We start from the raw sequence: 22,145 nt of genomic DNA on the forward strand, positions 1-22,145 counted from the left end.
AGCCTCGTTATTCGATGACAACCAGTGGCTCGTCAAATTCAACCGGTTGGCCGTTGTCGACAAGGATCGCTTTGACCACGCCCGCTTTGTCGGCTTCGATTTGGTTCATCATTTTCATGGCTTCGACAATGCATAGCGTATCGCCGACATTCACCTGCTGGCCGACTTCGACAAACGCTTTGGCATCGGGGCTGGGGGTGCGGTAGAACGTACCGACCATGGGGGAGCGCACGATGTGCCCGCTGATGGCGGCCGGTGCGGCCGTGGTTTCCGCCGCGGCGGGCGCCGGCGCGACGGCGGCGGCCAGCGCCGGTTGCTGTTGCAGCATCGGCGCATAGGCCTGTTGCATCATCGGGTAGCTTGGCGCCGCCGGGGCACGACTGATGCGTACTGATTCTTCACCTTCGGAAATTTCCAGTTCGGCGATGCCGGACTCTTCAACCAGTTCGATCAGTTTCTTGATTTTACGAATATCCATGGATGTGGTTCCGTACTCTTCTGTTTAATTGGAAGTTGACAGGCGTGTTACCGCCGTCTGTAAAGCATGGTTATAGCCCTCTGCCCCGAAGCCGCAAATCACCCCCACCGCGATATCGGACAGGTAGGAGTGACGGCGGAAAGCTTCACGCGCATGCACGTTGGACAGATGAATTTCGATAAACGGGATATCAACCGCCAGCAGAGCGTCACGCAGCGCAACGCTGGTATGGGTAAACGCCGCCGGGTTGATCAAAATAAAATCCGTGTTTCCTCTGGCCTGATGAATTCTGTCGATCAGAACGTGTTCCGCATTGGACTGCAGATGGGAAAGTTGCACATTCAGCACCTGCGCCTGCGTTTCCAGATTGCCGACGATCTGCGCCAGCGTGGTTTTGCCGTATTTATCCGGTTCGCGCGTACCCAGCAGATTCAGGTTAGGGCCATTCAAAAGCAAAATGTGAAACTTGTCGGCCATTATGCTGCCATCTCCCGCGATTCGCCCGGATTGCAAAAACAGTGTCGCACAAAATAGCGCGAAGCTATGCGTTTGTCACCTTTCCAACGCAAATTGTCCGCCGCCGGGAAACAAAGTCGTGCATTATAACCATTTCGTCGCAATTAGCAGCCAAATACTGGTCTTATCTGCGGAGATATTCCCGCAGTAGCCGCAAATCGTCGGTGAAACGGCCGGTGCTTGCCGCGTTCGGCTTCAGACCCGTCCTGGCGTTTAACGCCACCATCGGCGAAATTTTTTATAACGCGACAACAACAATATCAGGGCCGCCAGCGCGTATAAAACCGGCTGGGGCGAGAGCGTTTTGACTGACCAAAGATAGTGGATTGGCGCCAGAATGGCGACCAGATAGACCAGGTTATGCAGTTTTTGCCAGCGGGATCCCATCTTGCGCATCACCATTTGGGGCGATGTCAGCGCCAGGGCGAATAAAATCAGCCAGCTAATCATTCCCAGCGTTAAATAGGGGCGGCGAAGCAGCTCTTCTCCCAGCAAATCCAGGTGGCTTATCCCGAGTTCCAGCAGCGAGTAACTCGCCAGATGCAAGGTCGCCCAGGCAAAACACCATAGCCCGACCAGGCGCCGGCAGCGGATAAGCAGCGGTTGCCTGCCGTAACGGGCCAGCGGCGTGAGCAGCAGCGTGGCGAGCAACAGCTTCAGCGCCATGCGGCCGGTAAAATGCTGGATATCTTTTGCCGGATCGGCGCTCAGCCATCCCTGATCGACCGCCAGTATCAGCCACGGCAACGGTAAAAAAGCCGCCAGATGGATAATGACTTTCAGCCAGATTATGTGTTGCATGGTTAGCCGCATTCAGACGTTATCCCCTAAATCAGCCGCGACTGCGCCGCCGCCGGTCAAAAGTTGTCCCGCAGGTTCAGGCCCCGATACAGCGACGCCACCTGCTCGGCATAGCCGTTGAACAGCAGGGTCGGCTGCCGTTGCACATCCAGAATACCGCCGGCGCCGATGACGCGTTCGGTCGCCTGCGACCAGCGCGGATGATCCACGTGCGGATTGACGTTGGCGTAAAAGCCATATTCATTGGGCGCCGCCAGATTCCAGGTGGACGGCGGACGCTCGCGGGTGAAGCGGATATGCACGATGGATTTGATGTTTTTAAAGCCGTATTTCCACGGCGCGATCAATCTGACCGGCGCGCCGTTCTGCGGCGGCAGCGTTTTGCCGTAGACGCCGACGGTGAGCAGCGCAAGCGGGTGCAGCGCCTCGTCCAGCCGCAAGCCTTCGACATAAGGGTAGTCGAGGCCGCCGCCCATAAAGCGGTCTTTCTGTCCCGGCATCTGTTCGGGATCGTAGAGCGTCTGGAAAGCGATATAGCGGGCATGGCCGGTGGGGGCGGCGAATTTAATCAGCTTCGCCAGCTCAAACCCGATCCAGGGCACCACCATCGACCAGGCCTCGACGCAGCGCAGGCGATAAATTCTCTCCTCCAGCGGAAAGCGCTTAAGCAGGTCGTCGATATCCAGCGTGATGGGTTTGGCGACCTCGCCGTCGATGCGGATTTTCCAGCTTTCCGTCCGCAACCCGCCGGCATTGGCCGCCGGATCGCCCTTATCCAGCCCGAATTCATAGAAGTTGTTATAACCGGTGACCTTATCTTCCGGCGTGAGCGGCAGGTCGGGGCGCCAATCCGCCGGTTGGGTAAATGACAGCGGTTTGGCCGGCGGCGCCTTGGGGCGCTCGTTGTCGCCTTTAAACCAGGCGAGCAGATCCGCCCGCGCGGAGAATGGCAACGACAGCGCCGCCGTGGTGATGCCCAGCGCCTTTAATACGCGGCGGCGCTGAAGGAACACGCTTTCCGGCGTGACGTCCGCCTCGGTCAGCCGGCGATTTTTATGCAGGCGATTTTTATACATGTGGAACTCCCGCCGAAGGTTATTGCCGGCGATGATGATGGTGTGCCAATAACTTATTTATAGATGAATTGCGCGGGGAATAGCGGCGACGAACGGTAAATACTTTTTTGCAGGGTGTTACGAACATAAATAACGGGCCGCCGCCGACGGCGGCCCGAGCGGCGGGGAGCCCGGATTAGCGGATGCGTACCAGCGTACGGCCCGTTACCTTATTGTCCAGCAGCGCGGCGGCGGCGGCGGGAACGTCCGGCAGGGCGATTTCATGCGTCGCCTGCCGGTAGAAGGTCTCCGGCAGCAATTCCGCCAGCCGTTTCCAGGCCAGTTCGCGGCGCGGCAGCGGCGCCATCACCGAGTCCACCCCCTGCAAGCGGACGTTACGCAGGATAAACGGCATCACCGTGGCGGGCAGGGCGATGCCGCCGGCCAGACCGCAGGCGGCAACGGTGGCGTTGTAACCCATCTGCGCCAGCAAGGTTGCCAGCACCTTATCGCCGACGGTGTCGATCGCCCCCGCCCAGCGCTGTTTCTCCAGCGGCCGGGCGTCAGCGCTGAATTCGCTGCGTTCCAGCACCTGTTTCGCCCCCAGCTGTTGCAGATAGCCGGCATTGTCGGCGCGGCCGCTGACGGCGGCGACCCGGTAGCCCAGCGCGGAAAGCAGGGCCACCGCCGTGCTGCCGACGCCGCCGCTGGCGCCGGTCACCACCACGTCGCCGCTTTGCGGCGTTACGCCGCCCTCTTCCAGCGCCATCACGCATAGCATGGCGGTGAAGCCGGCGGTGCCTATCGCCATGGCTTTTCTGGCATCCAGCCCGGACGGCAGGGCCACCAGCCAGTCGCTTTTCACCCGCGCCTGCTCGGCCAGACCGCCCCAGTGATTTTCACCCACGCCCCATCCGGTAAGAATCACCGATTGCCCGGGCTGAAAGCGTTCGCTGTCGCTGTGGCGGACCGTTCCGGCGAAGTCGATGCCGGGAACCATCGGAAACTGGCGAATGATCTTACCCCTACCGGTGATGGCCAGCGCATCCTTATAATTGATGCCGGACCAACTGATATCAACCGTCACATCACCGGCGGGCAGTTGATCCGTATCGAGTTCACGGATCTGCGGCTGAATGAGTCCGTTTAGCTGTTCGAGTACTAAAGCCTGCATGTATGCTCTCCTGTGGCAGGAAAATGTATCGAATCGTATAGCGACTATATTTGTAACAGGTAGTATGCGAACTGATAAAAAACAACAAACCCGCAGAATCAGGAATAGGACGCAGGGATGGGATTTACGACCAGATTCTCCAAACTTATGGCGCTGTTGACGGCATCGGCGGTTTTCTTGCTGCTTTGCAGCAGCATCTTCAGTCTCTTCCATTATAGCCAGCAGCGAACGGCGCAGCAGCTAAGAGAGGTCGCGGCCAGCATCGATCAGGCGCTTTTGGTGCAATCGCCGGAGAATATCAGGTTCTGGCTGCCGGCGATGATGAAAACCGCCGGCGTGGTGGGGCTGGAGATCCGCAGTCCCGACTCAACGCTGTATGCGGTGCGGCTGCCCGAGGCCGACGATCGCCGTAGCTACGGATACCATCATCGCCGGCTCCCGCTGATGCATCATTCGGATATGGTGGTTGATGCGACTTACGTCAATCCGCTGTTCGGCATGCCGCGCTTTTTCATCTCGACGCTATCCGTGCTGCTGGCGGTTTGCCTGATGGCGCTGGTGCTGTATCTGTCGATTCGCTGGCTAGGGCGTCAAACCGCCGGCCAGGAAGAGCTTGAGGCGCGAGCCAGACGTATTCTGAACGGGGAGCGCGAGTCGGTTATGCATGGATCGGCGGGCGAGTGGCCGGTGAACGCCAGCGGCGCCATCGATCAGCTGTTGGCCGATCTGGTTGAAGCCCGTGAGGAGCGCAGCCGGGTCGATACCCTGATCCGCGCCTTCGCCGCGCAGGATGCGGAAACCGGATTGAGCAATCGCCTGTTTTTTGATAATCAGCTGACGACGCAGTTGGAAGATATCGAACATGTCGGCACCCATGGCATGGTGATGATGATTCGCCTGCCTGACTTTGAAACCTTGCAGGAAACGCATGGCTATGGCGGGGCGATCCAGGAATACAGCTATACGCTGGTGAATTTGCTGTCGACGTTTGTGATGCGTTATCCGTCGGCGCTGCTGGCGCGCTATTACCAAAGCGATTTCACGGTGTTATTACCCCATTGCACGCTGAAGGAAGCGGATAATATTGCGGCGCAGTTGGTGAAAGCCGTTGATATTCTGCCCGTTACGCCGTGGATCGATCGCGAGGACATGATCCATATCGGCATTTGCGCCTATCGCAGCGGACAAAGTCCCGAGCAGGTGATGGAAAGCGTGGAGGACGCCACGCGCAATGCCGTGTTGCAGGGCGGCAACGGCTGGTGCGTATTCGACCGGCAGGTGCCGGACAAAGGGCGCGGCAGTGTGAAATGGCGCACGCTGCTGGAGCAAACGCTGGCGCGCGGCGGGCCGAGACTGTATCAGAAACCGGCGGTGACCCGGGAAGGCGTGGTGCATCACCGGGAAATGATGACCCGGATTTATGACGGCGCGCAGGAGTTGCTGGCGGCCGAGTATATGCCGCTGGTGCAGCAGCTTGGCCTGAGCGTCAGCTACGACCGGCAGCTGGTTGCGCGCATCGTCGCGCTATCGGCCAACTGGCCCGATGAAACCCTGGCTATGCCGGTTAGCGTGGACTCGCTTTTACAGAAGACATTTCTTTGCTGGCTGCAGGAAACGTTGCTGCAATGTCCTAAAAAGCAACGACAATGCATTTTATTTGAACTTGCGGAGGCAGACGTCTGTCAATATATCGGCCGTTTGCGCCCGGCGCTGAATCTTATCCTGGGGCTGGGATGCCGTCTGGCGGTCACCCAGGCGGGATTAACGCTGGTCAGTACGACCTATATCAAGTCATTGCGGGTGGAAATCATCAAGCTTCATCCGGGCCTGGTGCGCAGCCTTGAACGCCGTCCGGAAAATCAGTTATTTGTGCAGAGCCTGACGGAAGCCTGCAAAGGAACGCAAACCAAGGTTTTCGCCGCCGGCGTGCGCACCAAAGAAGAGTGGCGCACGTTATTGGATAAGGGCGTTTACGGCGGACAGGGCGATTTTTTCGCCGCGTCGGTGCCGGTGAGTCATGAGCTGAAAAAATATTCACCGCACTATCGCGTTTAGTGTAAAAGTCCTGTTCGAATTGACGTAGAATGAGTCGGCTTTGTTTTTTAGTTAGTGTGCGCTTACATTAGCTGTAATCCGATTAAATGTGAGATTTTATGTCCTGTGTTAGTGCTATTCCGTCGGGCGGAAAGTGATAATCTGCCTTGCCGTCCGGAGAAAAAGCGTTTTACGCCCTATTTCTCTGCAAGACCGAGTTGCGCAACACAGACTTTTTTTCACCGAAGCAGAGCGTTTTCGTGCCTTGTCGCTGCTTCGTGTGGTTGGTAAAGTAGGCGGATTTATTTTTCGCCCCCAGCTTGCAGGATTATCCTTTCGTTATGTTTAAGAAATTTCGTGGCATGTTTTCCAACGACTTGTCCATCGACCTGGGTACCGCCAATACCCTGATTTATGTTAAAGGGCAGGGCATCGTACTGAATGAACCCTCGGTGGTCGCTATTCGCCAGGATCGTGCCGGTTCTCCGAAAAGCGTCGCCGCCGTAGGCCATGACGCTAAACAGATGCTGGGCCGTACGCCCGGCAATATCGCCGCCATTCGCCCGATGAAGGACGGCGTGATTGCGGATTTCTTTGTGACTGAAAAAATGTTGCAGCACTTTATCAAGCAGGTGCACAGCAACAGTTTTATGCGTCCGAGCCCGCGAGTGCTGGTGTGCGTGCCCGTCGGTGCCACGCAGGTTGAGCGCCGGGCGATTCGCGAATCGGCGCAGGGCGCCGGCGCGCGCGAAGTGTTCCTGATTGAGGAACCGATGGCGGCGGCGATTGGCGCGGGTTTACCGGTTTCCGAAGCCACCGGCTCCATGGTGGTGGATATCGGCGGCGGCACCACCGAAGTCGCGGTGATTTCACTCAACGGCGTGGTGTACTCCTCGTCCGTGCGTATCGGCGGCGACCGCTTCGATGAAGCGATTATCAACTATGTGCGCCGTAACTACGGCTCGCTGATCGGCGAAGCGACGGCGGAGCGCATCAAGCATGAGATCGGTTCGGCGTATCCGGGCGATGAAGTGCTGGAAATCGAGGTCCGCGGCCGTAACCTCGCCGAAGGGGTACCGCGCGGCTTTAACCTGAACTCCAATGAGATTCTGGAAGCCTTGCAGGAACCGCTTACGGGTATCGTCAGCGCGGTGATGGTGGCGCTGGAACAGTGTCCGCCGGAGCTGGCTTCCGATATTTCCGAACGCGGCATGGTGCTGACCGGCGGCGGCGCGCTGCTGCGCAATCTGGACCGCCTGCTGATGGAAGAGACCGGCATCCCGGTGGTGGTGGCTGAAGATCCGTTAACCTGCGTGGCGCGCGGCGGCGGTAAAGCGTTGGAAATGATCGACATGCACGGCGGCGATTTGTTCAGCGAAGAATAACTCGTTCGGGAAAGGGGGGGCCGTATGGGGGAAGGCGCAGGTTTTTCATCCCGCACGGCGGCCCCTTTTTTTATGCCGCCCTGCGACGTTGAAAATCGCTCCAGGCGATTTATTGCTGCTGTCGAGGAAAGGAATACGCAAATTTTATGAAGCCGATTTTTAGCAGGGGACCTTCCCTGCAACTGCGACTTTTTCTTGCTGTCGTCACCGCGATTGTGGTGATTATTGCTGACAGTCGGCTCGGTGCGTTCGTCAAAATCAGAACCTATATGGATACCGCCGTCAGCCCTTTCTATTTTCTGGCCAATGGCCCGCGCCAGATGCTGGACAACATGTCTGAATCTTTGGCCAGTCGTGAACAGCTGGGACTGGAAAACACCGCGCTGCGCCAGGAGTTGCTGATGAAAAACAGCGACCTGCTGCTATTGGGGCAACTGAAGCAAGAGAACGCCCGCCTGCGCGAACTGCTGGGTTCTCCGCTGCGCCAGGATGAGCAAAAGATGGTGACCCAGGTGATATCCGCCGGAACCGATCCCTACAGCGACCAGGTGGTCATTGATAAAGGCCGGGTAAACGGCGTGTATGAAGGCCAGCCGGTGATCAGCGACAAAGGCGTGGTCGGCCAGGTGATCGCGGTCGGGCAGTTTACCAGCCGGGTTTTGCTGATTTGCGATGTTTCCCATGCGTTGCCGATCCAGGTGCTGCGCAATGATATCCGGGTGATTGCCGCCGGCAATAGCTGTACCGACGACCTGCAACTGGAGCACCTGCCCAATAATACCGATATTCGCGTCGGCGATGTGCTGGTGACCTCGGGGTTGGGGGGCCGTTTCCCGGAAGGTTATCCCGTCGCGGTGGTGTCATCGGTCGCCATCGATACCCAACGGGCCTATACGGTGATACAGGCGCGTCCGACCGCCGGCTTGCAGCGTTTGCGCTATCTGCTGCTGCTGTGGGGCGTGGACCGAAACGCCAGCACGGCGTTACCGCCGGCGGAAGTTCACCGCGTCGCCAATGAACGGCTGATGCAGATGATGCCGCAGGTCTTGCCCTCGCCTGACGAAATGGGGCCGCCGCCGCCGGTTGCCGATCCTGCCGCCGCGCCGCCGGGAGTACGCTGATGAATCGCTACCGTCGCCACGGCAACTGGATTATCTGGCTCTCTTTTCTGATCGCGATGGTATTGCAGATTATGCCGTGGCCGGAACAGATTTACGTTTATCGCCCTTCCTGGCTGACGCTGTTCCTGATTTACTGGGTGATGGCGCTGCCGCACCGGGTTAACGTGGGAACCGGGTTTGTGCTGGGCATCATTATGGATCTGATTTTGGGATCCACGTTGGGCGTGCGGGCGCTGGGTTTAAGTATTATCGCTTATCTGGTGTCGTTTAAATTCCAGCTGTTCCGTAATATGGCGCTATGGCAGCAGGCATTGATCGTCATGCTGCTTTCGCTGCTGATGGATTTGATTGTGTTCTGGGCGGAGTTTCTGGTGATTAACATCGCCTTTCGTCCGGAAGCATTCTGGAACAGCGTGGTCGATGGCGTGCTCTGGCCGTGGCTGTTCCTGCTGATGCGTAAAATACGCCGTCAGTTTACCGTGCAATAAGGCTTGCCCATGCATCAACTGTATCTGGCTTCTTCTTCCCCCCGTCGCCGGGAACTGCTCGCGCTGCTCGATATCCCTTTTTCGCAGCTGAGCGTGGCGGTGGAGGAGCGGCGTTTGCCGCATGAGGAGGCGGAAACCTATGTTCGCCGCCTGGCGCATGAGAAAGCGGCGGCGGGCGTACGGGTCGCCCCGGCGGATTTGCCGGTGCTGGGCGCGGATACTATTGTGGTATTAAACGGACAGGTGCTGGAAAAACCACGCGATGAGGCCCATGCCGCCCGGATGCTGGCGCAGCTTTCCGGGCAGCGGCACCAGGTGATGACATCCGTGGCGCTGGCCGACAGAAGCGATATGTTAAGTAGTCTGGTGGTGACCGAGGTCGTATTTCGCCCGCTTTCCCGTCAGGATATCGATAATTATATCGCCAGCGGCGAGCCGATGGATAAAGCCGGATCTTACGGCATTCAGGGCAAAGGCGGCTGTTTTGTCAAATCGATAAAGGGAAGTTACCACGCGGTGGTAGGATTACCGCTGGTGGAAACACATGAGTTGTTCGGTAATTTTGCTGCGCTGCGGATTGCGAGAGGAAAACATGACTGCTGAGTTACTGGTGAACGTCACCCCGTCGGAAACGCGGGTCGCCTATATTGATGGCGGTATATTGCAGGAAATCCACATTGAGCGTGAAGCCAAGCGCGGCATCGTCGGCAATATTTATAAAGGCCGGGTGAGCCGGGTATTGCCGGGTATGCAGGCGGCGTTTGTGGATATCGGCCTGGATAAGGCGGCGTTCCTGCACGCGTCCGATATTATGCCGCACACCGAGTGCGTCGCCGGCGACGAACAGAAAAACTTTCATGTGCGCGATATCGCCGAACTGGTGCGTCAGGGACAGGATCTGATGGTGCAGGTGGTGAAAGATCCGCTGGGCACCAAAGGCGCCCGCCTGACCACGGATATCACCTTGCCGTCGCGCTATCTGGTGTTTATGCCGGGGGCGTCGCACGTCGGCGTTTCACAGCGCATTGAAAGCGAGGCCGAGCGCGAGCGTCTCAAGAAAACCGTCGCCGACTATTGCGACGAGCAAGGCGGGTTTATTATCCGCACCGCCGCGGAAGGCATCGGCGAAGAGGAGCTTTCCCAGGACGCGGCGTTTCTCAAGCGCCTGTGGGCCAAGGTCATGGAGCGTAAAAAACGTAACCAGACCAAATATCAGCTCTATGGCGAAGTTGCCCTGGCGCAGCGCATCCTGCGCGATTTCGCCGGCGCGGAGCTGGACCGTATTCGCGTGGACTCCAGGCTGACCTATGATTCCCTGCTGGAGTTTACCGCGGAATATATTCCGGAAATGACCAATAAGCTGGAGCATTACGTCGGCACGCAGCCCATCTTTGATTTGTTCGATGTGGAAAATGAAATTCAGCGGGCGCTGGACAGAAAGGTCGAATTGAAATCCGGCGGTTACCTGATTATCGATCAGACCGAAGCCATGACCACCATCGATATCAATACCGGGGCATTCGTCGGCCACCGCAATCTGGACGAAACCATCTTCAATACCAATATCGAGGCGACCCAGGCGGTGGCACGCCAGCTTCGGTTGCGCAATCTCGGCGGCATTATCATCATCGATTTTATCGATATGAACAACGAAGATCACCGGCGCCGCGTACTGCACTCTCTGGAGCAGGCATTAAGTAAAGATCGGGTAAAAACCAGTATTAATGGTTTCTCTCAACTAGGATTAGTGGAGATGACCCGTAAGCGCACCCGTGAGAGTGTAGAACACGTATTGTGTCATGAGTGCCCGACTTGCCATGGGCGGGGAACGGTGAAAACGGTGGAAAGCGTCTGCTACGAGATCATGCGGGAGATAGTGCGCGTCCATCACGCTTATGATACCGATCGCTTCCTGGTTTATGCCTCGCCGGCGGTGGGGGAAGCGCTGAAAAGCGAAGAATCGCACGCGCTGGCCGAGGTTGAAATTTTTGTCGGCAAACAGGTCAGAGTGCAGATTGAACCCCTGTACAGCCAGGAACAGTTCGACGTGGTCATGATGTAAGTTTGCCTGCAACCCGCTTCACCAATGGGGCGCTTTTCGGGCGCGCTTATGGTTGAACGGCATACTCCGCAAACCCCCGATGAAAGCGGCTTTCGCGAAAACAAGGAGAAATACGTGAGGCGATTGCCCGGAATATTACTAGCGACGGGCGCCACTCTTATTGTGATTGTTGCGCTGTTAGTCAGCGGTTTAAGATTGGTGCTGCCACAGCTCGATCACTTCCGGCCACGGCTGGTGGCGTGGACGCAGTCCGTTGCCGGGGTTCCGCTGGAAATCGGCTCGCTGAAAGGACGCTGGGAATCTTTCGGCCCCACGCTGGAAATCAAAAATTTTCACACTTCCCTGCCGGAGTCGGACTGGCGGGCGGAACGTATTACGCTGGCGCTGGATGTGTGGCAGTCATTGCTGCACTGGCGCTGGCAGTTCCGCGATCTCACCTTCTATCAGCTACGGCTCGATCTCAATACCACGCTCTTCGGGCAGCGTCAGGGCGATGACCTGATGACCACGGGGAAGTTGAACGATCTTTTTCTGCGTCAGTTCGATCACTTCGATCTGCGCGACAGCCATATCTCTTTTCTTACGCCATCCGGCGCCCGCGCCGAATTCAGCATTCCGCAGCTTACCTGGCTGAACGCCGACAAGCGTCATCGGGCCGAGGGGCTGATCAGCCTGTCGAGCTTTAACGGCCAGCACGGCGTGGTGCAGATGCGCATGGATCTGGACGATGATCAAGGGGTGCTCAATAACGGCACGCTTTACCTGCAGGCCGACAATATCGATATGAAGCCCTGGTTCAGCCGCTGGATGAAGAACAACACCGGGCTGGAAAGCGCGGACTTCAGCCTGGCGGCCTGGATTGACGTGCGCAAGGGCGATATTTATGGCGGAGATGTGTTTCTCAATCAGGGAACGGCGACCTGGGGAGAAGGCGTCGACGCCCATCGCCTGGACGTCGACGATACGGTTTTGCACGTCGTCCGTCAGGAAAATGGCTGGCGGCTTGCCGTGCCGGAGCTGAATCTGGCCACGGATGGCGTCCCCTGGCCGAAAGGTCAAGTTTCCGCGCTTTGGCTGCCGCAGAATACCCAGTTGCTGGGGCCGGATCGTCAGGAGGAATTACGCCTTCGCGCCAGCAATCTGGATCTGGCGCGTTTTGGCGCGCTGTTGCCGCTGCTGTCCACCACCACGCCGCTATTAAAGGAACGCTGGGAACAGCTGCAACCACAGGGCAGGCTCAGTACGCTCGCGGTGGATATTCCTCTGCAACAGCCGGAGAAGAGCCGTTTCCAGGCCCGCTGGCATGACGTGAGCTGGCAGGCGTGGCAACGGTTGCCGGGTATGGATCACTTTTCCGGCTCCGTGAGCGGCAGCGTCGAGCGCGGGCAGGTGGATTTGCATCTGGCCGAGAGCACGCTGCCGAACAACGGGACCTTCCGGGCGCCGCTGGAAATCAGCCAGGCCGGCGGCGTGCTTGACTGGCGTTACGACGGTCAGGGATGGGAGCTGTGGAGTCACGGGCTGGACGTTCAGGCCAGGTCGCTGTGGATCAACGGCGATTTTCATTATCGGCAGCCTGCCCAGGGCGAACCCAGGCTGGACCTGCTGGCGGGGCTGCGTTTGACGGACGCCGCCGACGCCTGGCGCTATTATCCCGAGCCCCTGATGGGGAAAGAACTGGTGGATTATCTGAGCGGGGCGCTGAAGAGCGGACGGGTGGATAACGGCACGCTGATACTGGCGGGTAATCCGCAGCGTTTTCCCTACTCCCACAGGGAAGGGCAGTTTGAAGTCTGGGCGCCGGTGAAGAATGCCACCTTTGCGTTTCAGCCGGGTTGGCCGGCGTTAACGCCGCTGGATATCAATCTCGATTTCGCCAATAACGGCTTATGGATGCTGGCGCCGCAGGCCTGGCTGGGGAAAGTGGAAGGCAGGAATATCAGCGCGGTGATCCCTGATTATCAGCAAGAACGGCTGTTGGTCGCGGGCGAGTTAAACGGCCCCGGCCCGGAAGTGGGCAACTACTTCCGGCAAACGCCGCTGAAATCTTCTCTGGGGGCCGCGCTGGAGGAGTTACAGCTTGGCGGACCGGTGCAGGGAACGCTGAATCTGGACATTCCGCTGGCCGGCGGAGAAGTCCGGGCCGGCGGCGATATCGTATTGAATAACAACAGCCTTTACATTAAGCCGTTATCCAGCACGCTAAAAAATCTGACCGGCGGGTTCCGCTACGACAATGGCAATCTGCGCAGTGAAACCCTGCGGGCGAATTGGCTGGATCAGCCGATAACGGTGGATTTCACCACCGAAGAGCAGGAGCGGGCCTATCAGGTGAATGTCGGGCTGCAGGGGGCGTGGCAACCGTCCCGTTTCCCGGGCATGCCGGGGCCGTTAGGGCGACAGATATCCGGCGGCGCGGATTGGCAAAGCGCCGTGTCGGTGAGCCTGCCTTATCAGGGCGTTCCGAAGTTTGACGTGGATCTACAGGCGGACTTAAGCAAAGTGAGCAGTCACTTACCCAGCCCGCTGAATAAACCCGCCGGGGAGAGTTTGCCTTTACAGGTGAAGGCCAAAGGCGATCTGCACGGCTTCACTCTGCACGGTAAGCTGGGCAAGGATAACTGGTTCAACAGCCAGTGGTTGCTGAAAGGCGATACGATAACGCTGGCGCGAGCCAACTGGCGCAAAGGGAGCGGCTTGCCGCCGTTGCCGTCGGCGTCGGCGCTGGTTTTCGACCTTCCCGCGCTGGACGGCGAACGCTGGCTTGGGCTGTTGCCCTCCGCGAGCTCGTCGCTGAACGTCGATAGCGCCGCCAGCCGTTTCCGCCTTCCGGCAGAAGTCACCTTGCGTACGCCGGAGCTCCAACTGCTGGGGCAGCAATGGCACGATCTGTCGATTAGCAGCAAAAATACCCTGGGCGGCAGCGAGGTGCAGGCCAGGGGGCGTGAGATCGACGCGACGCTTGATATACCGCGGCGCGGCGTATGGCTCAGCGATATTCGCTATCTTTACTACAACCCGCAGTGGAAAGGTGATGAGGCGACCAACCCGGTGGCGCTGGCTGAGAAAAAATCGCCGTTGAGCGACGTGAGCATGAATTTTGAGAATTGGCCCGCAATGCAGATAAACTGCCGTCAATGCTGGTTTGTCGGGCAGAATTTCGGTCATATTCAGGCAAGGCTGCAGCCGGAAAAAGGGAAACTGACCTTAAGCGACGGCATTATCGATACGGGTAAAGCCCGCCTGACGGTGAACGGCAACTGGCAGGACAACTCGCAGGGAGTGCGCACCGCGCTGAAAGGGCGGGTATCGGGCGATAGTCTGGTGCAGAATGCCGACTGGTTCGGCATCGATACGCCGCTGCGCGCCGGGTCCTTCGCCGTCGATTACGATCTTTATTGGCGCGGCACGCCCTGGGCGCCGGATATCGCCAGCCTGAGCGGCATACTGCATACGCGGATAGGTAAAGGCGAAATTGCCGATGTGGGGACGGGACAGGCTGGGCAGTTACTGCGTTTGATCAGCTTTGACGCCCTGCTGCGTAAACTCCAGCTTGATTTTAGCGACACCTTCGGCAGCGGTTTCTACTTTGATTCCATTCGCAGCACGGCATGGATTAAAGACGGCGTGCTGCATACCGACGATATGCTGGTTGACGGGCTGGAAGCGGATATCGCCATGAAAGGCGACGTCGACCTGGTGAAACGCCAGGTCAGTATGGACGTGACCGTGGCGCCGGAAATCTCCGCCACGGTGGGCGTGGCGACGGCATTTGCCGTGAACCCGGTGGTGGGGGCGGCCGTATTCGCCGCCAGCAAGGTGCTGGCGCCGTTATGGAACAAGATTTCGCTGATCCGCTACCAGATTTCCGGTAGTCTCGATCAGCCGAAGATTCAGGAAGTGCAGCGTGAACCGAGCCGGAAGAAAAGCGAGTAGCGGCATGCCTGACCGGCGCGCCGCGTTCACCCGATTTCATCTAATAAAGAGTGAAAAAATATGAGTCTGTCTTTTGTCAGTGAGCAATTACTCACCGCAAACAAGTTGAATCTTCAAGACCTCTCCTCTGTGCTGGAGCTGTTAAATGAACGTCGTCTGGATTACGGCGACCTCTATTTTCAGTCCAGCTATCATGAGTCCTGGGTGCTGGAAGACCGCATCATCAAGGACGGCTCCTACAATATCGATCAGGGCGTGGGGATCCGCGCCGTCAACGGTGAAAAAACGGGTTTTGCCTATGCCGATCAAATAACGCTGAACGCGCTGCACCAAAGCGCTCAGGCGGCGCGCAGCATCGTGCGCGAACAGGGGACGGGCACGGCCCATACGCTGGGTGAAGTGTCCCACCGCGCGCTTTATCCGCGGTTTAACCCGTTGGACAGCCTGAGCCGCGAAGACAAGATCGCCCTGCTGCAGCGTGCCGACGCCGTGGCCCGGGCCGCCGATGCCCGGGTGCAGGAAGTCACCGCCAGCCTGACCGGCGTGTATGAGTTGGTGCTGGTGGCCGCCACCGACGGTACGCTGGCGGCGGATGTTCGTCCGCTGGTTCGCCTCTCCGTCAGCGTACTGGTGGAAGCGGACGGCAAGCGCGAGCGCGGCTCCAGCGGCGGCGGCTCGCGCGGGGGCTATGACTATTTCTGGGAAGTCGTCGACGGCGAACCTCGCGTCGAGGCCTGGGCGAAGGAAGCGGTGCGCATGGCGTTGGTCAATCTGTCGGCGGTGGCGGCTCCGGCAGGCTCCATGCCGGTGGTGCTGGGCGCCGGCTGGCCGGGCGTGCTGCTGCATGAAGCGGTCGGTCACGGTCTGGAAGGGGATTTCAACCGCCGCGGCACCTCGGTATTCAGCGGCCAGATGGGCAAGCGGGTGGCCTCCGAGCTTTGCACCGTGGTTGACGACGGTACGCTGGCCGGCCGTCGTGGCTCGCTGGCGATGGATGACGAAGGGGTGCCGGGACAATATAACGTATTGATCGAAAACGGCATCCTGAAAGGCTATATGCAGGATAAACTCAATGCCCGTCTGATGGGCGCGGCGCCGACCGGCAACGGCCGCCGCGAGTCCTACGCCCATTTGCCGATGCCGCGCATGACCAATACCTATATGCTGGCCGGCAAGTCCACGCCGCAGGAGATTATCGCCAGCGTCGAGTACGGCCTGTACGCGCCGAATTTTGGCGGCGGCCAGGTGGATATTACCTCCGGCAAATTCGTCTTTTCCACCTCGGAAGCCTATTTGATCGAGAACGGGCGCATCACCAGCCCGGTGAAAGGGGCGACGCTGATTGGTTCCGGCATTGAGGCGATGCAGCAGATCTCGATGGTGGGCAACGATCTGGCGCTGGATAAAGGCGTCGGCGTGTGCGGCAAAGAGGGGCAGAGCCTGCCCGTCGGCGTGGGCCAGCCGACGCTGAAGCTGGAAAGCCTGACCGTGGGCGGTACGGCGTAATCAGCCGACAAATTTGCCGGAAGCATAGTTGCCGGCTTTTATGCGGGGACGCAGGGATGTGTCCCACTATGGCCCCTCGGTACGATAGGCCGGTGTGCCTCAGGGTTACCGGCGATGCCGTCCTCGAACGCGCGGCGGCTTATTCTCCGCTTTCCGACAGTTCACGCAAATACTGAAAAATCTGCCGCGTGGATTTTGGCGGTTTATTGGCCGCTTTCTCTTTTTGCGCGTTGCGCACCAGCGAACGCAGCTGCTGGCGATCGGCAGAAGGGTAGAGCGCCAGAATATCGGGGATGGCGTCATCGCCTTCCGCCACCAGACGGTCGCGCAGCAGCTCCAGCTTGTGAAACAGCACCACCTGCTGGTTGTGGCGGTTCTTCAGCTTGTCCAGCGCGGCCTGAATCGGTTCCGGATCGCGGGCTCGCAGCATTTTGCCGATTAGCTGCAACTGGCGGCGACGGCCTTCCTTCTTGATGCGCTGCGCCAGTTCGATGGCGGCGCGCAGATCGTCATCCAGCGGGATCTTCTCCAACGCGTTTTTACCCAGTTCAACCAGTTCCGCGCCCAGATCTTTCAGCGCTTCGGCGTCACGTTTAATCTCGCTTTTGCTGACCCAGATAATTTCATCGTCGTCGTCTTGGTTATTGTCCGGGACCTCGTCAAGCCAGTCTTCGGGTTTGTCGTTCATGGTTGGCTCCATAAAAAATTTTCGGGAGTTACAACGCATAGCGTTGGCCCGTGATAAAAAGAGGCCGATACTAACAGGTTTGGGCTTTGGGCGAAATTGTCCGCAGTTTCCGTTTGGGCATCCTGCATGCTGTTACTGCTCCCTGGCCGCGAGTAAATATCGGCGTAACTGCCTCTCTTCACGCATGACGTGCAGGATGATGACGGCGTTTTCATCGTTTCTGTAGAAAACCCGGCAGGGACTGCAAACCACCTCGCGGTAGACGGAATTCGGCAGTTCAGGCGGCTCGCGCCCCGATTGCGGTAAGCGCTCCAGGCGCTCTACTTTGGCGAATATTTTCCGCACCAGCGAACTGGCCGCCACCGGGTTATCCAGGGCGATGTATTCCGCAATCTCGTTCAATTGGTCGAGCGCCGGTTCCGTCCAGACTATTTGAGCCATTTCTGCAGGCGTTCCCTGGCCTGAGCATGGGGGACGGTGCGCTGCTCCAGCACGGCCCTTTCGCCTTTGGACAGCGCTTCCAGCAGCGTCAGACGGCGTTGCATGAATTCATAATCTTCCACGTCGACAAGATATGCGGATGGCTGGCCGTGTTCGGTAATCAGGATCGCCTCTTTGGACTCGCGCAGATCCGCAAGGATTCTGGTCGCCTGCCGTTTCAGGTTGGTCACCAATTCTACTTTCATGGTTGCCTCCGATAGCGAAAGTGATACTAAAGTATCACCCATGCCTGGCGGCGTCCATCGCGGCGAAAGGCGCGCTTCCCCTGAGATTCTGTTAGACTCAGCGGCATGGTGTTTTCTTACTCATTATGGCAGAACGATGACGATAATCACTCAGGTTGCACAACAGCGTAAAGCGCTGGAACAGGCAGTCGCACAGGCGCTGGAGCTGGCGCGTGCGGGTTCGGATGCGGCGGAAGTCGCGGTGTCGAAAACGACGGGAATTGGCGTTAGCACCCGCTATGGTGAGGTGGAAAACGTTGAATTCAACAGCGACGGCGCGCTGGGGATTACGGTGTATCACCAGCAGCGCAAGGGCAGCGCGTCATCGACCGATCTCAGCCCGGACGCCATTGCCCGCACCGTGCAGGCCGCGCTGGATATCGCCCGCTATACCTCGGTCGATCCGTTCGCCGGCCCGGCGGATAAAGACCTGCTGGCGTTCGACGCGCCGGATCTGGATCTGTTTCATCCGTCGGAGCTGGACGCGGAGCGGGGGATTGAACTGGCGGCCCGCGCGGAGCATGCCGCGCTGCAGGCCGATAAGCGCATCACCAATACCGAAGGCGGAAGCTTTAACAGCCACTATGGGATTAAGGTTTTCGGCAACAGCCACGGTATGCTGCAAAGCTACTGTTCCAGCCGCCACTCCATGTCCAGCTGCGTGATCGCCGAAGTGAACGGCGATATGGAGCGCGACTACGCCTACACCATCGGCCGCTCGCTGGATGAATTGCGTACGCCGGAATGGGTTGGCGCGGAGTGCGCGCGCCGCACCCTATCCCGTTTGTCGCCGCGCAAGCTGCCGACCATGCGGGCGCCGGTGCTGTTTTCCGCCGAAGTGGCGACCGGGCTGTTCGGTCATCTGGTCGGCGCCATCAGCGGCAGCAGCGTGTACCGTAAATCCACCTTCCTGCTGGATAAGCTCGGTCGGCAGATTCTGCCCGAGTGGCTGACGATTGAAGAGTTGCCGCACCTGCGCAAAGGGCTGGCGTCAACGCCGTTCGACAGCGAAGGGGTGCGCACCCGGCAGCGGGAAATCGTCAAAGACGGCGTATTGCAAACCTGGCTGCTGACCAGCTACGCCGCCCGCAAGCTGGGGATGAAGAGCACCGGCCATGCCGGCGGCATTCATAACTGGCGTATTGCCGGCCGGGGGCTGGATTTTGACGGTTTGCTCCGCCAGATGGGCAAGGGATTGCTGGTGACCGAGTTAATGGGCCAGGGCGTGAGCGGCGTTACCGGGGATTATTCCCGCGGCGCCTCGGGTTTTTGGGTGGAAAACGGTGAAATCCAGTATCCGGTCAGCGAGATTACCATCGCCGGCAATCTGCAAGAGATGTTGCGTAATATCGTCACGGTCGGGGATGACATTGAAACCCGCAGCAATATTCAGTGCGGTTCGGTGCTGCTGCCGGAGATGAAAATCGCCGGCGAATGATCGTTGCTGCGAGGGCCGTCTATGACGGCCCGGCATTCAGCGTTGGTACTCGCCGGCGGCTTCCGGCTGGTACAGCAACTCCAGCACCTGTACGCGCGTTTCGCCGCCGTTGGGCAATTTCCAGGACATGGCGTCGCCGACATGCAGCCCCAGCAACGCCGCGCCCAGCGGCGCCATCACCGACAGCTGCGTTTTACTGTCTTTCATGGCGGAAGGATACACCAGCGTACGCACATGTTCTTCGCGCGTATTCAGGTCGAGAAAACGTATCTGACTGTTCATGGTCACCACTTCCGCCGGGATATCCGTCGGCGGCAAAATTTCCGCACGATCGAGCTCGTCGTTCAAGGTTTTCGCCGTTTCGCTACTGGCGAACGCAGGCTGAGCCAGCAGGCGATCCAAAATTTCCGCATCGATATCGCTGATGGTGATTTTGGGTTTTGTCATCCTCGTGTTTCTCCCGGACATAAATTGTGCGTATAAAACAACACCCCCGCGCCAGTGGAACGGGGGTGGATAAGAAAAATCATTGTCGGGAGAAAGAGTAAGCGTTTCTTACCGGAAAGGGAAGCGATCGCCGTCACGAAGGGGGGAATCGTCGGTAACGTTTTTACTCTTCGTCGAATCCGGCTTCGAATAGCTCGACCACGGCGGCCAGCGCCTGCGTTTCATCCGGGCCGCTCGCCTCCACTTCGATAAGACGGCCTTTGGCCGAGTCCAGCATCAGCATGGCGATCACGCTGCTGGCCTCGGCTTCGGCGCCGCTGTCGTTGCGCAGCATCACCTCGGCGTTGAAGCTTTGCACCAGCTCGAACAGTTTCATGGCGGGCCGGGCATGCATACCCAGCCTGTTTCTGATTTCCACGGTGTGTCGGACGGTCATGACGGCTTGCGTTTTTCCAGCGTGCGGTGGCGCGACTGCACGTTTTTGCCGCGCGAGCGGAAGTAGTCGGCCAGCTGTTCCGCGACGTATACGGAACGATGTTTGCCCCCGGTACAGCCAATCGCCACCGTCAGGTAGCTGCGGTTATTGGTTTCCAGCATCGGCAGCCACAGTTCCAGATAGCTGCGGGTCTGATAAATAAAATTATGCACTTCGGTATGGCGGTCGAGAAAGGCCGCCACCGGTTTGTCCAGACCGGTCATCGGGCGTAATTTCGGGTCCCAGTGGGGGTTGGGCAGGAAACGCACGTCAAACACGTAGTCGGCGTCGATGGGGATGCCGTGCTTGTAGCCGAAAGACTCGAACACCATCGTCAGTTCGCGTTCCCGTTTGCCGAGCAGGCGGGTGCGCAGCATTTCCGCCAGCTCGTGCACCGACATTTCGGAGGTGTCGATGATCAGATCGGCGCGTGAGCGCAGCGGCTCCAGCAGATCGTTTTCCTGGTCGATGGCGCTTTCCAGCGACAGATTCTTGCTGGACAGCGGGTGCAGGCGGCGGGTATCGCTGTAACGGCGGATCAGCGTATTGCGATCGGCGTCCAGAAACAGCAGCTGCGGCGCGAAGCTTTGCGGTAGCTGGGCCATGGCGTGCTCAAAGATTTCCGGCGACTCCGGCATATTGCGCACGTCGATGCTGACCGCCGCGGAGATATTGCGCTCAGCCAGCGTAGCGGCCAGTTCCGGCAGCAGAACCACAGGAAGGTTGTCTACGCAGTAGAACCCCATATCTTCCAGCGCGCGCAGGGCTACGGATTTTCCTGAGCCCGAGCGACCACTGACGATCATCAGCACCATCTGGCGATTCCCCCCTGGCAACGTGATGGCGACCTGTCGCTGCCATTGTTTTGATCATGATTGTTTGCACGATGAATGGTTGGAAAACGGTGATTACCGATCGTGCCGCCATTGCTCATCATCACCACCTGATTTAACCGGCTTCCGTCATAATCTGATACAGCGCTTCATCGTTTTGCGCGGCGCGCAGACGCCGGCAAACGGTTTTATCGGCCAGTCGCCTGGCGACCAGCGATAGCGTATGTAAATGGGTTTTACATTGTTCTGCCGGAACCAGCAAGGCAAAAAGCAAATCAACGGCTTGGTTGTCAACGGCGTCGAACGCGATAGGCTGTTCCAACTGGATAAATACCCCGACCGCGCCCAGGGCGTTGTCGTCCTCAAGCTTGCCGTGCGGGATGGCGATGCCGTTGCCGATGCCGGTACTGCCCATGCGTTCGCGCGCGAGGAGGGCGTCAAAGATAATCTGCGAAGACAGATTAAGCTGCCTGGCCGCCAGTTCGCTGATAATCTCCAATGCCCGTTTTTTACTTTGGCAATGGACGGAACTTCGGGTGCACTCGGGACGTAGCACGGTGCTGAGCTGCAAAACGGGATCGTTGTTCATTTTATCTTCACTTGACGACGCTTCCACTTCCGGTGAGCCCGGCCCGGGTATTGTGTGGGCCGGGTCTGTTCCCCGCCCGTTCGGGCCGGGAGAAAAATCAGTGTTGTTTAAGCTTATCCTTGTGCTTGTTTAGCTGCCGGGCCAGTTTATCGATCAGCAAATCAATGGCCGCGTACATATCTTCCGCTTCTGATGTGGCATGCAGCTCTCCGCCGTTAACGTGCAGCGTGGCGTCGGCGATTTGTTGTACTTTCTCCACTTTAAGTACCACGTTAACCAGATTAATACGGTCGAAGTATTGCTCTAATTTGGCGAACTTTGTATTCACGAAATCGCGCAGCGGCGGCGTAATTTCGATGTGGTGTCCGGTAATGTTTAGCTGCATAGCGTCTTC

General features: G+C 58.5%; 22 protein-coding genes. 9 read left to right on the top strand and 13 right to left on the bottom strand.

The window, feature by feature from the left end; all coding sequences use genetic code 11:
• Positions 1–7: 7 nt before the first annotated feature.
• The 5 genes from accB to acuI all read right to left on the bottom strand — a co-directional run bounded on the left by accB (position 8) and on the right by acuI (position 4,024).
• Positions 8–478: an acetyl-CoA carboxylase biotin carboxyl carrier protein gene (gene accB, locus DDT56_RS16165; protein ID WP_136167467.1), complete on the bottom strand. Its 471-nt coding sequence runs from the start codon at positions 476–478 to the stop codon at positions 8–10.
• Positions 479–502: 24 nt separating this feature from the next.
• Entirely contained in the window at positions 503–955 is a 453-nt protein-coding gene (gene aroQ, locus DDT56_RS16170) for a type II 3-dehydroquinate dehydratase (protein ID WP_136167468.1), read from the bottom strand.
• 252 nt (positions 956–1,207) lie between these two features.
• Positions 1,208–1,807, bottom strand: a complete 600-nt coding sequence (msrQ, locus tag DDT56_RS16175) for a protein-methionine-sulfoxide reductase heme-binding subunit MsrQ (protein ID WP_136167469.1) — start codon at positions 1,805–1,807, stop codon at positions 1,208–1,210.
• Positions 1,808–1,851: 44 nt separating this feature from the next.
• Complete coding sequence (msrP, locus tag DDT56_RS16180) at positions 1,852–2,871, bottom strand: protein-methionine-sulfoxide reductase catalytic subunit MsrP (protein WP_246856803.1); 1,020 nt, start codon at positions 2,869–2,871, stop codon at positions 1,852–1,854.
• A 175-nt stretch (positions 2,872–3,046) separates the two neighbouring features.
• Positions 3,047–4,024, bottom strand: coding sequence for an acrylyl-CoA reductase (NADPH) (gene acuI / locus DDT56_RS16185; RefSeq protein ID WP_136167470.1), 978 nt, complete (start codon positions 4,022–4,024; stop codon positions 3,047–3,049).
• Positions 4,025–4,141: 117 nt separating this feature from the next.
• Here acuI and csrD point away from each other — a divergent pair, with 117 nt between their 5' ends.
• The 8 genes from csrD to tldD all read left to right on the top strand — a co-directional run bounded on the left by csrD (position 4,142) and on the right by tldD (position 16,556).
• Complete coding sequence (gene csrD / locus DDT56_RS16190; RefSeq protein WP_136167471.1) at positions 4,142–6,079, top strand: RNase E specificity factor CsrD; 1,938 nt, start codon at positions 4,142–4,144, stop codon at positions 6,077–6,079.
• A 320-nt stretch (positions 6,080–6,399) separates the two neighbouring features.
• On the top strand, positions 6,400–7,443 hold the full coding sequence (gene mreB, locus DDT56_RS16195; protein WP_009114770.1) for a rod shape-determining protein MreB: 1,044 nt from the start codon (positions 6,400–6,402) through the stop codon (positions 7,441–7,443).
• A gap of 146 nt (positions 7,444–7,589) precedes the next feature.
• Positions 7,590–8,564, top strand: coding sequence for a rod shape-determining protein MreC (mreC, locus tag DDT56_RS16200; protein ID WP_136167472.1), 975 nt, complete (start codon positions 7,590–7,592; stop codon positions 8,562–8,564).
• A complete protein-coding gene (mreD, locus tag DDT56_RS16205; RefSeq protein ID WP_136167473.1) occupies positions 8,564–9,052 on the top strand; it encodes a rod shape-determining protein MreD in 489 nt (162 codons plus the stop codon). The genes mreC and mreD overlap by 1 nt, the downstream gene beginning before the upstream one ends.
• Positions 9,053–9,061: 9 nt before the next feature.
• Positions 9,062–9,655 (top strand): Maf family protein, encoded by a 594-nt coding sequence (locus DDT56_RS16210; RefSeq protein ID WP_136167474.1) that lies wholly within the window; start codon positions 9,062–9,064, stop codon positions 9,653–9,655.
• Positions 9,645–11,114: a ribonuclease G gene (rng, locus tag DDT56_RS16215; protein ID WP_136167475.1), complete on the top strand. Its 1,470-nt coding sequence runs from the start codon at positions 9,645–9,647 to the stop codon at positions 11,112–11,114. The genes DDT56_RS16210 and rng overlap by 11 nt, the downstream gene beginning before the upstream one ends.
• 114 nt (positions 11,115–11,228) lie before the next feature.
• The gene (yhdP, locus tag DDT56_RS16220) at positions 11,229–15,050 is read left to right on the top strand and encodes an AsmA2 domain-containing protein YhdP (protein ID WP_136167567.1); all 3,822 of its coding nucleotides are present in this window, start codon (positions 11,229–11,231) and stop codon (positions 15,048–15,050) included.
• Positions 15,051–15,110: 60 nt separating this feature from the next.
• Positions 15,111–16,556 carry a metalloprotease TldD gene (gene tldD, locus DDT56_RS16225; protein ID WP_136167476.1) on the top strand — a complete coding sequence of 482 codons (1,446 nt, stop codon included), beginning with the start codon at positions 15,111–15,113 and terminating at the stop codon, positions 16,554–16,556.
• Positions 16,557–16,695: 139 nt separating this feature from the next.
• Here the strand turns inward: tldD and yjgA are convergent, their stop codons facing one another.
• From yjgA to DDT56_RS16240, 3 genes are all read right to left on the bottom strand, one after another.
• Positions 16,696–17,244 carry a ribosome biogenesis factor YjgA gene (gene yjgA / locus DDT56_RS16230; RefSeq protein ID WP_136167477.1) on the bottom strand — a complete coding sequence of 183 codons (549 nt, stop codon included), beginning with the start codon at positions 17,242–17,244 and terminating at the stop codon, positions 16,696–16,698.
• A 132-nt stretch (positions 17,245–17,376) separates the two neighbouring features.
• Complete coding sequence (locus DDT56_RS16235; protein WP_136167478.1) at positions 17,377–17,685, bottom strand: type II toxin-antitoxin system RelE/ParE family toxin; 309 nt, start codon at positions 17,683–17,685, stop codon at positions 17,377–17,379.
• The gene (locus DDT56_RS16240) at positions 17,673–17,930 is read right to left on the bottom strand and encodes a type II toxin-antitoxin system Phd/YefM family antitoxin (RefSeq protein WP_136167479.1); all 258 of its coding nucleotides are present in this window, start codon (positions 17,928–17,930) and stop codon (positions 17,673–17,675) included. Before DDT56_RS16240 ends, DDT56_RS16235 begins: the two co-directional genes overlap by 13 nt.
• Before the next feature lie 136 nt (positions 17,931–18,066).
• Between DDT56_RS16240 and pmbA the strand changes: the two genes are divergently transcribed.
• Complete coding sequence (gene pmbA / locus DDT56_RS16245) at positions 18,067–19,407, top strand: metalloprotease PmbA (RefSeq protein WP_136167480.1); 1,341 nt, start codon at positions 18,067–18,069, stop codon at positions 19,405–19,407.
• 36 nt (positions 19,408–19,443) lie between these two features.
• Here pmbA and rnk read toward each other — a convergent pair whose 3' ends face one another.
• From rnk to hpf, 5 genes are all read right to left on the bottom strand, one after another.
• Positions 19,444–19,854, bottom strand: a complete 411-nt coding sequence (gene rnk, locus DDT56_RS16250; protein WP_136167481.1) for a nucleoside diphosphate kinase regulator — start codon at positions 19,852–19,854, stop codon at positions 19,444–19,446.
• A 163-nt stretch (positions 19,855–20,017) separates the two neighbouring features.
• Positions 20,018–20,290, bottom strand: a complete 273-nt coding sequence (gene npr / locus DDT56_RS16255) for a PTS phosphocarrier protein NPr (protein ID WP_136167482.1) — start codon at positions 20,288–20,290, stop codon at positions 20,018–20,020.
• Complete coding sequence (gene rapZ, locus DDT56_RS16260) at positions 20,287–21,144, bottom strand: RNase adapter RapZ (RefSeq protein ID WP_136167483.1); 858 nt, start codon at positions 21,142–21,144, stop codon at positions 20,287–20,289. Before rapZ ends, npr begins: the two co-directional genes overlap by 4 nt.
• Before the next feature lie 133 nt (positions 21,145–21,277).
• Positions 21,278–21,751: a PTS IIA-like nitrogen regulatory protein PtsN gene (gene ptsN / locus DDT56_RS16265; protein ID WP_136167484.1), complete on the bottom strand. Its 474-nt coding sequence runs from the start codon at positions 21,749–21,751 to the stop codon at positions 21,278–21,280.
• A 97-nt stretch (positions 21,752–21,848) separates the two neighbouring features.
• Positions 21,849–22,136, bottom strand: coding sequence for a ribosome hibernation promoting factor (gene hpf, locus DDT56_RS16270; RefSeq protein WP_009114756.1), 288 nt, complete (start codon positions 22,134–22,136; stop codon positions 21,849–21,851).
• Between the last annotated feature and the right edge of the window lie 9 nt (positions 22,137–22,145).

This window comes from Brenneria corticis (assembly GCF_003115855.1).
Taxonomy (GTDB): Bacteria; Pseudomonadota; Gammaproteobacteria; order Enterobacterales; family Enterobacteriaceae; genus Brenneria; species Brenneria corticis.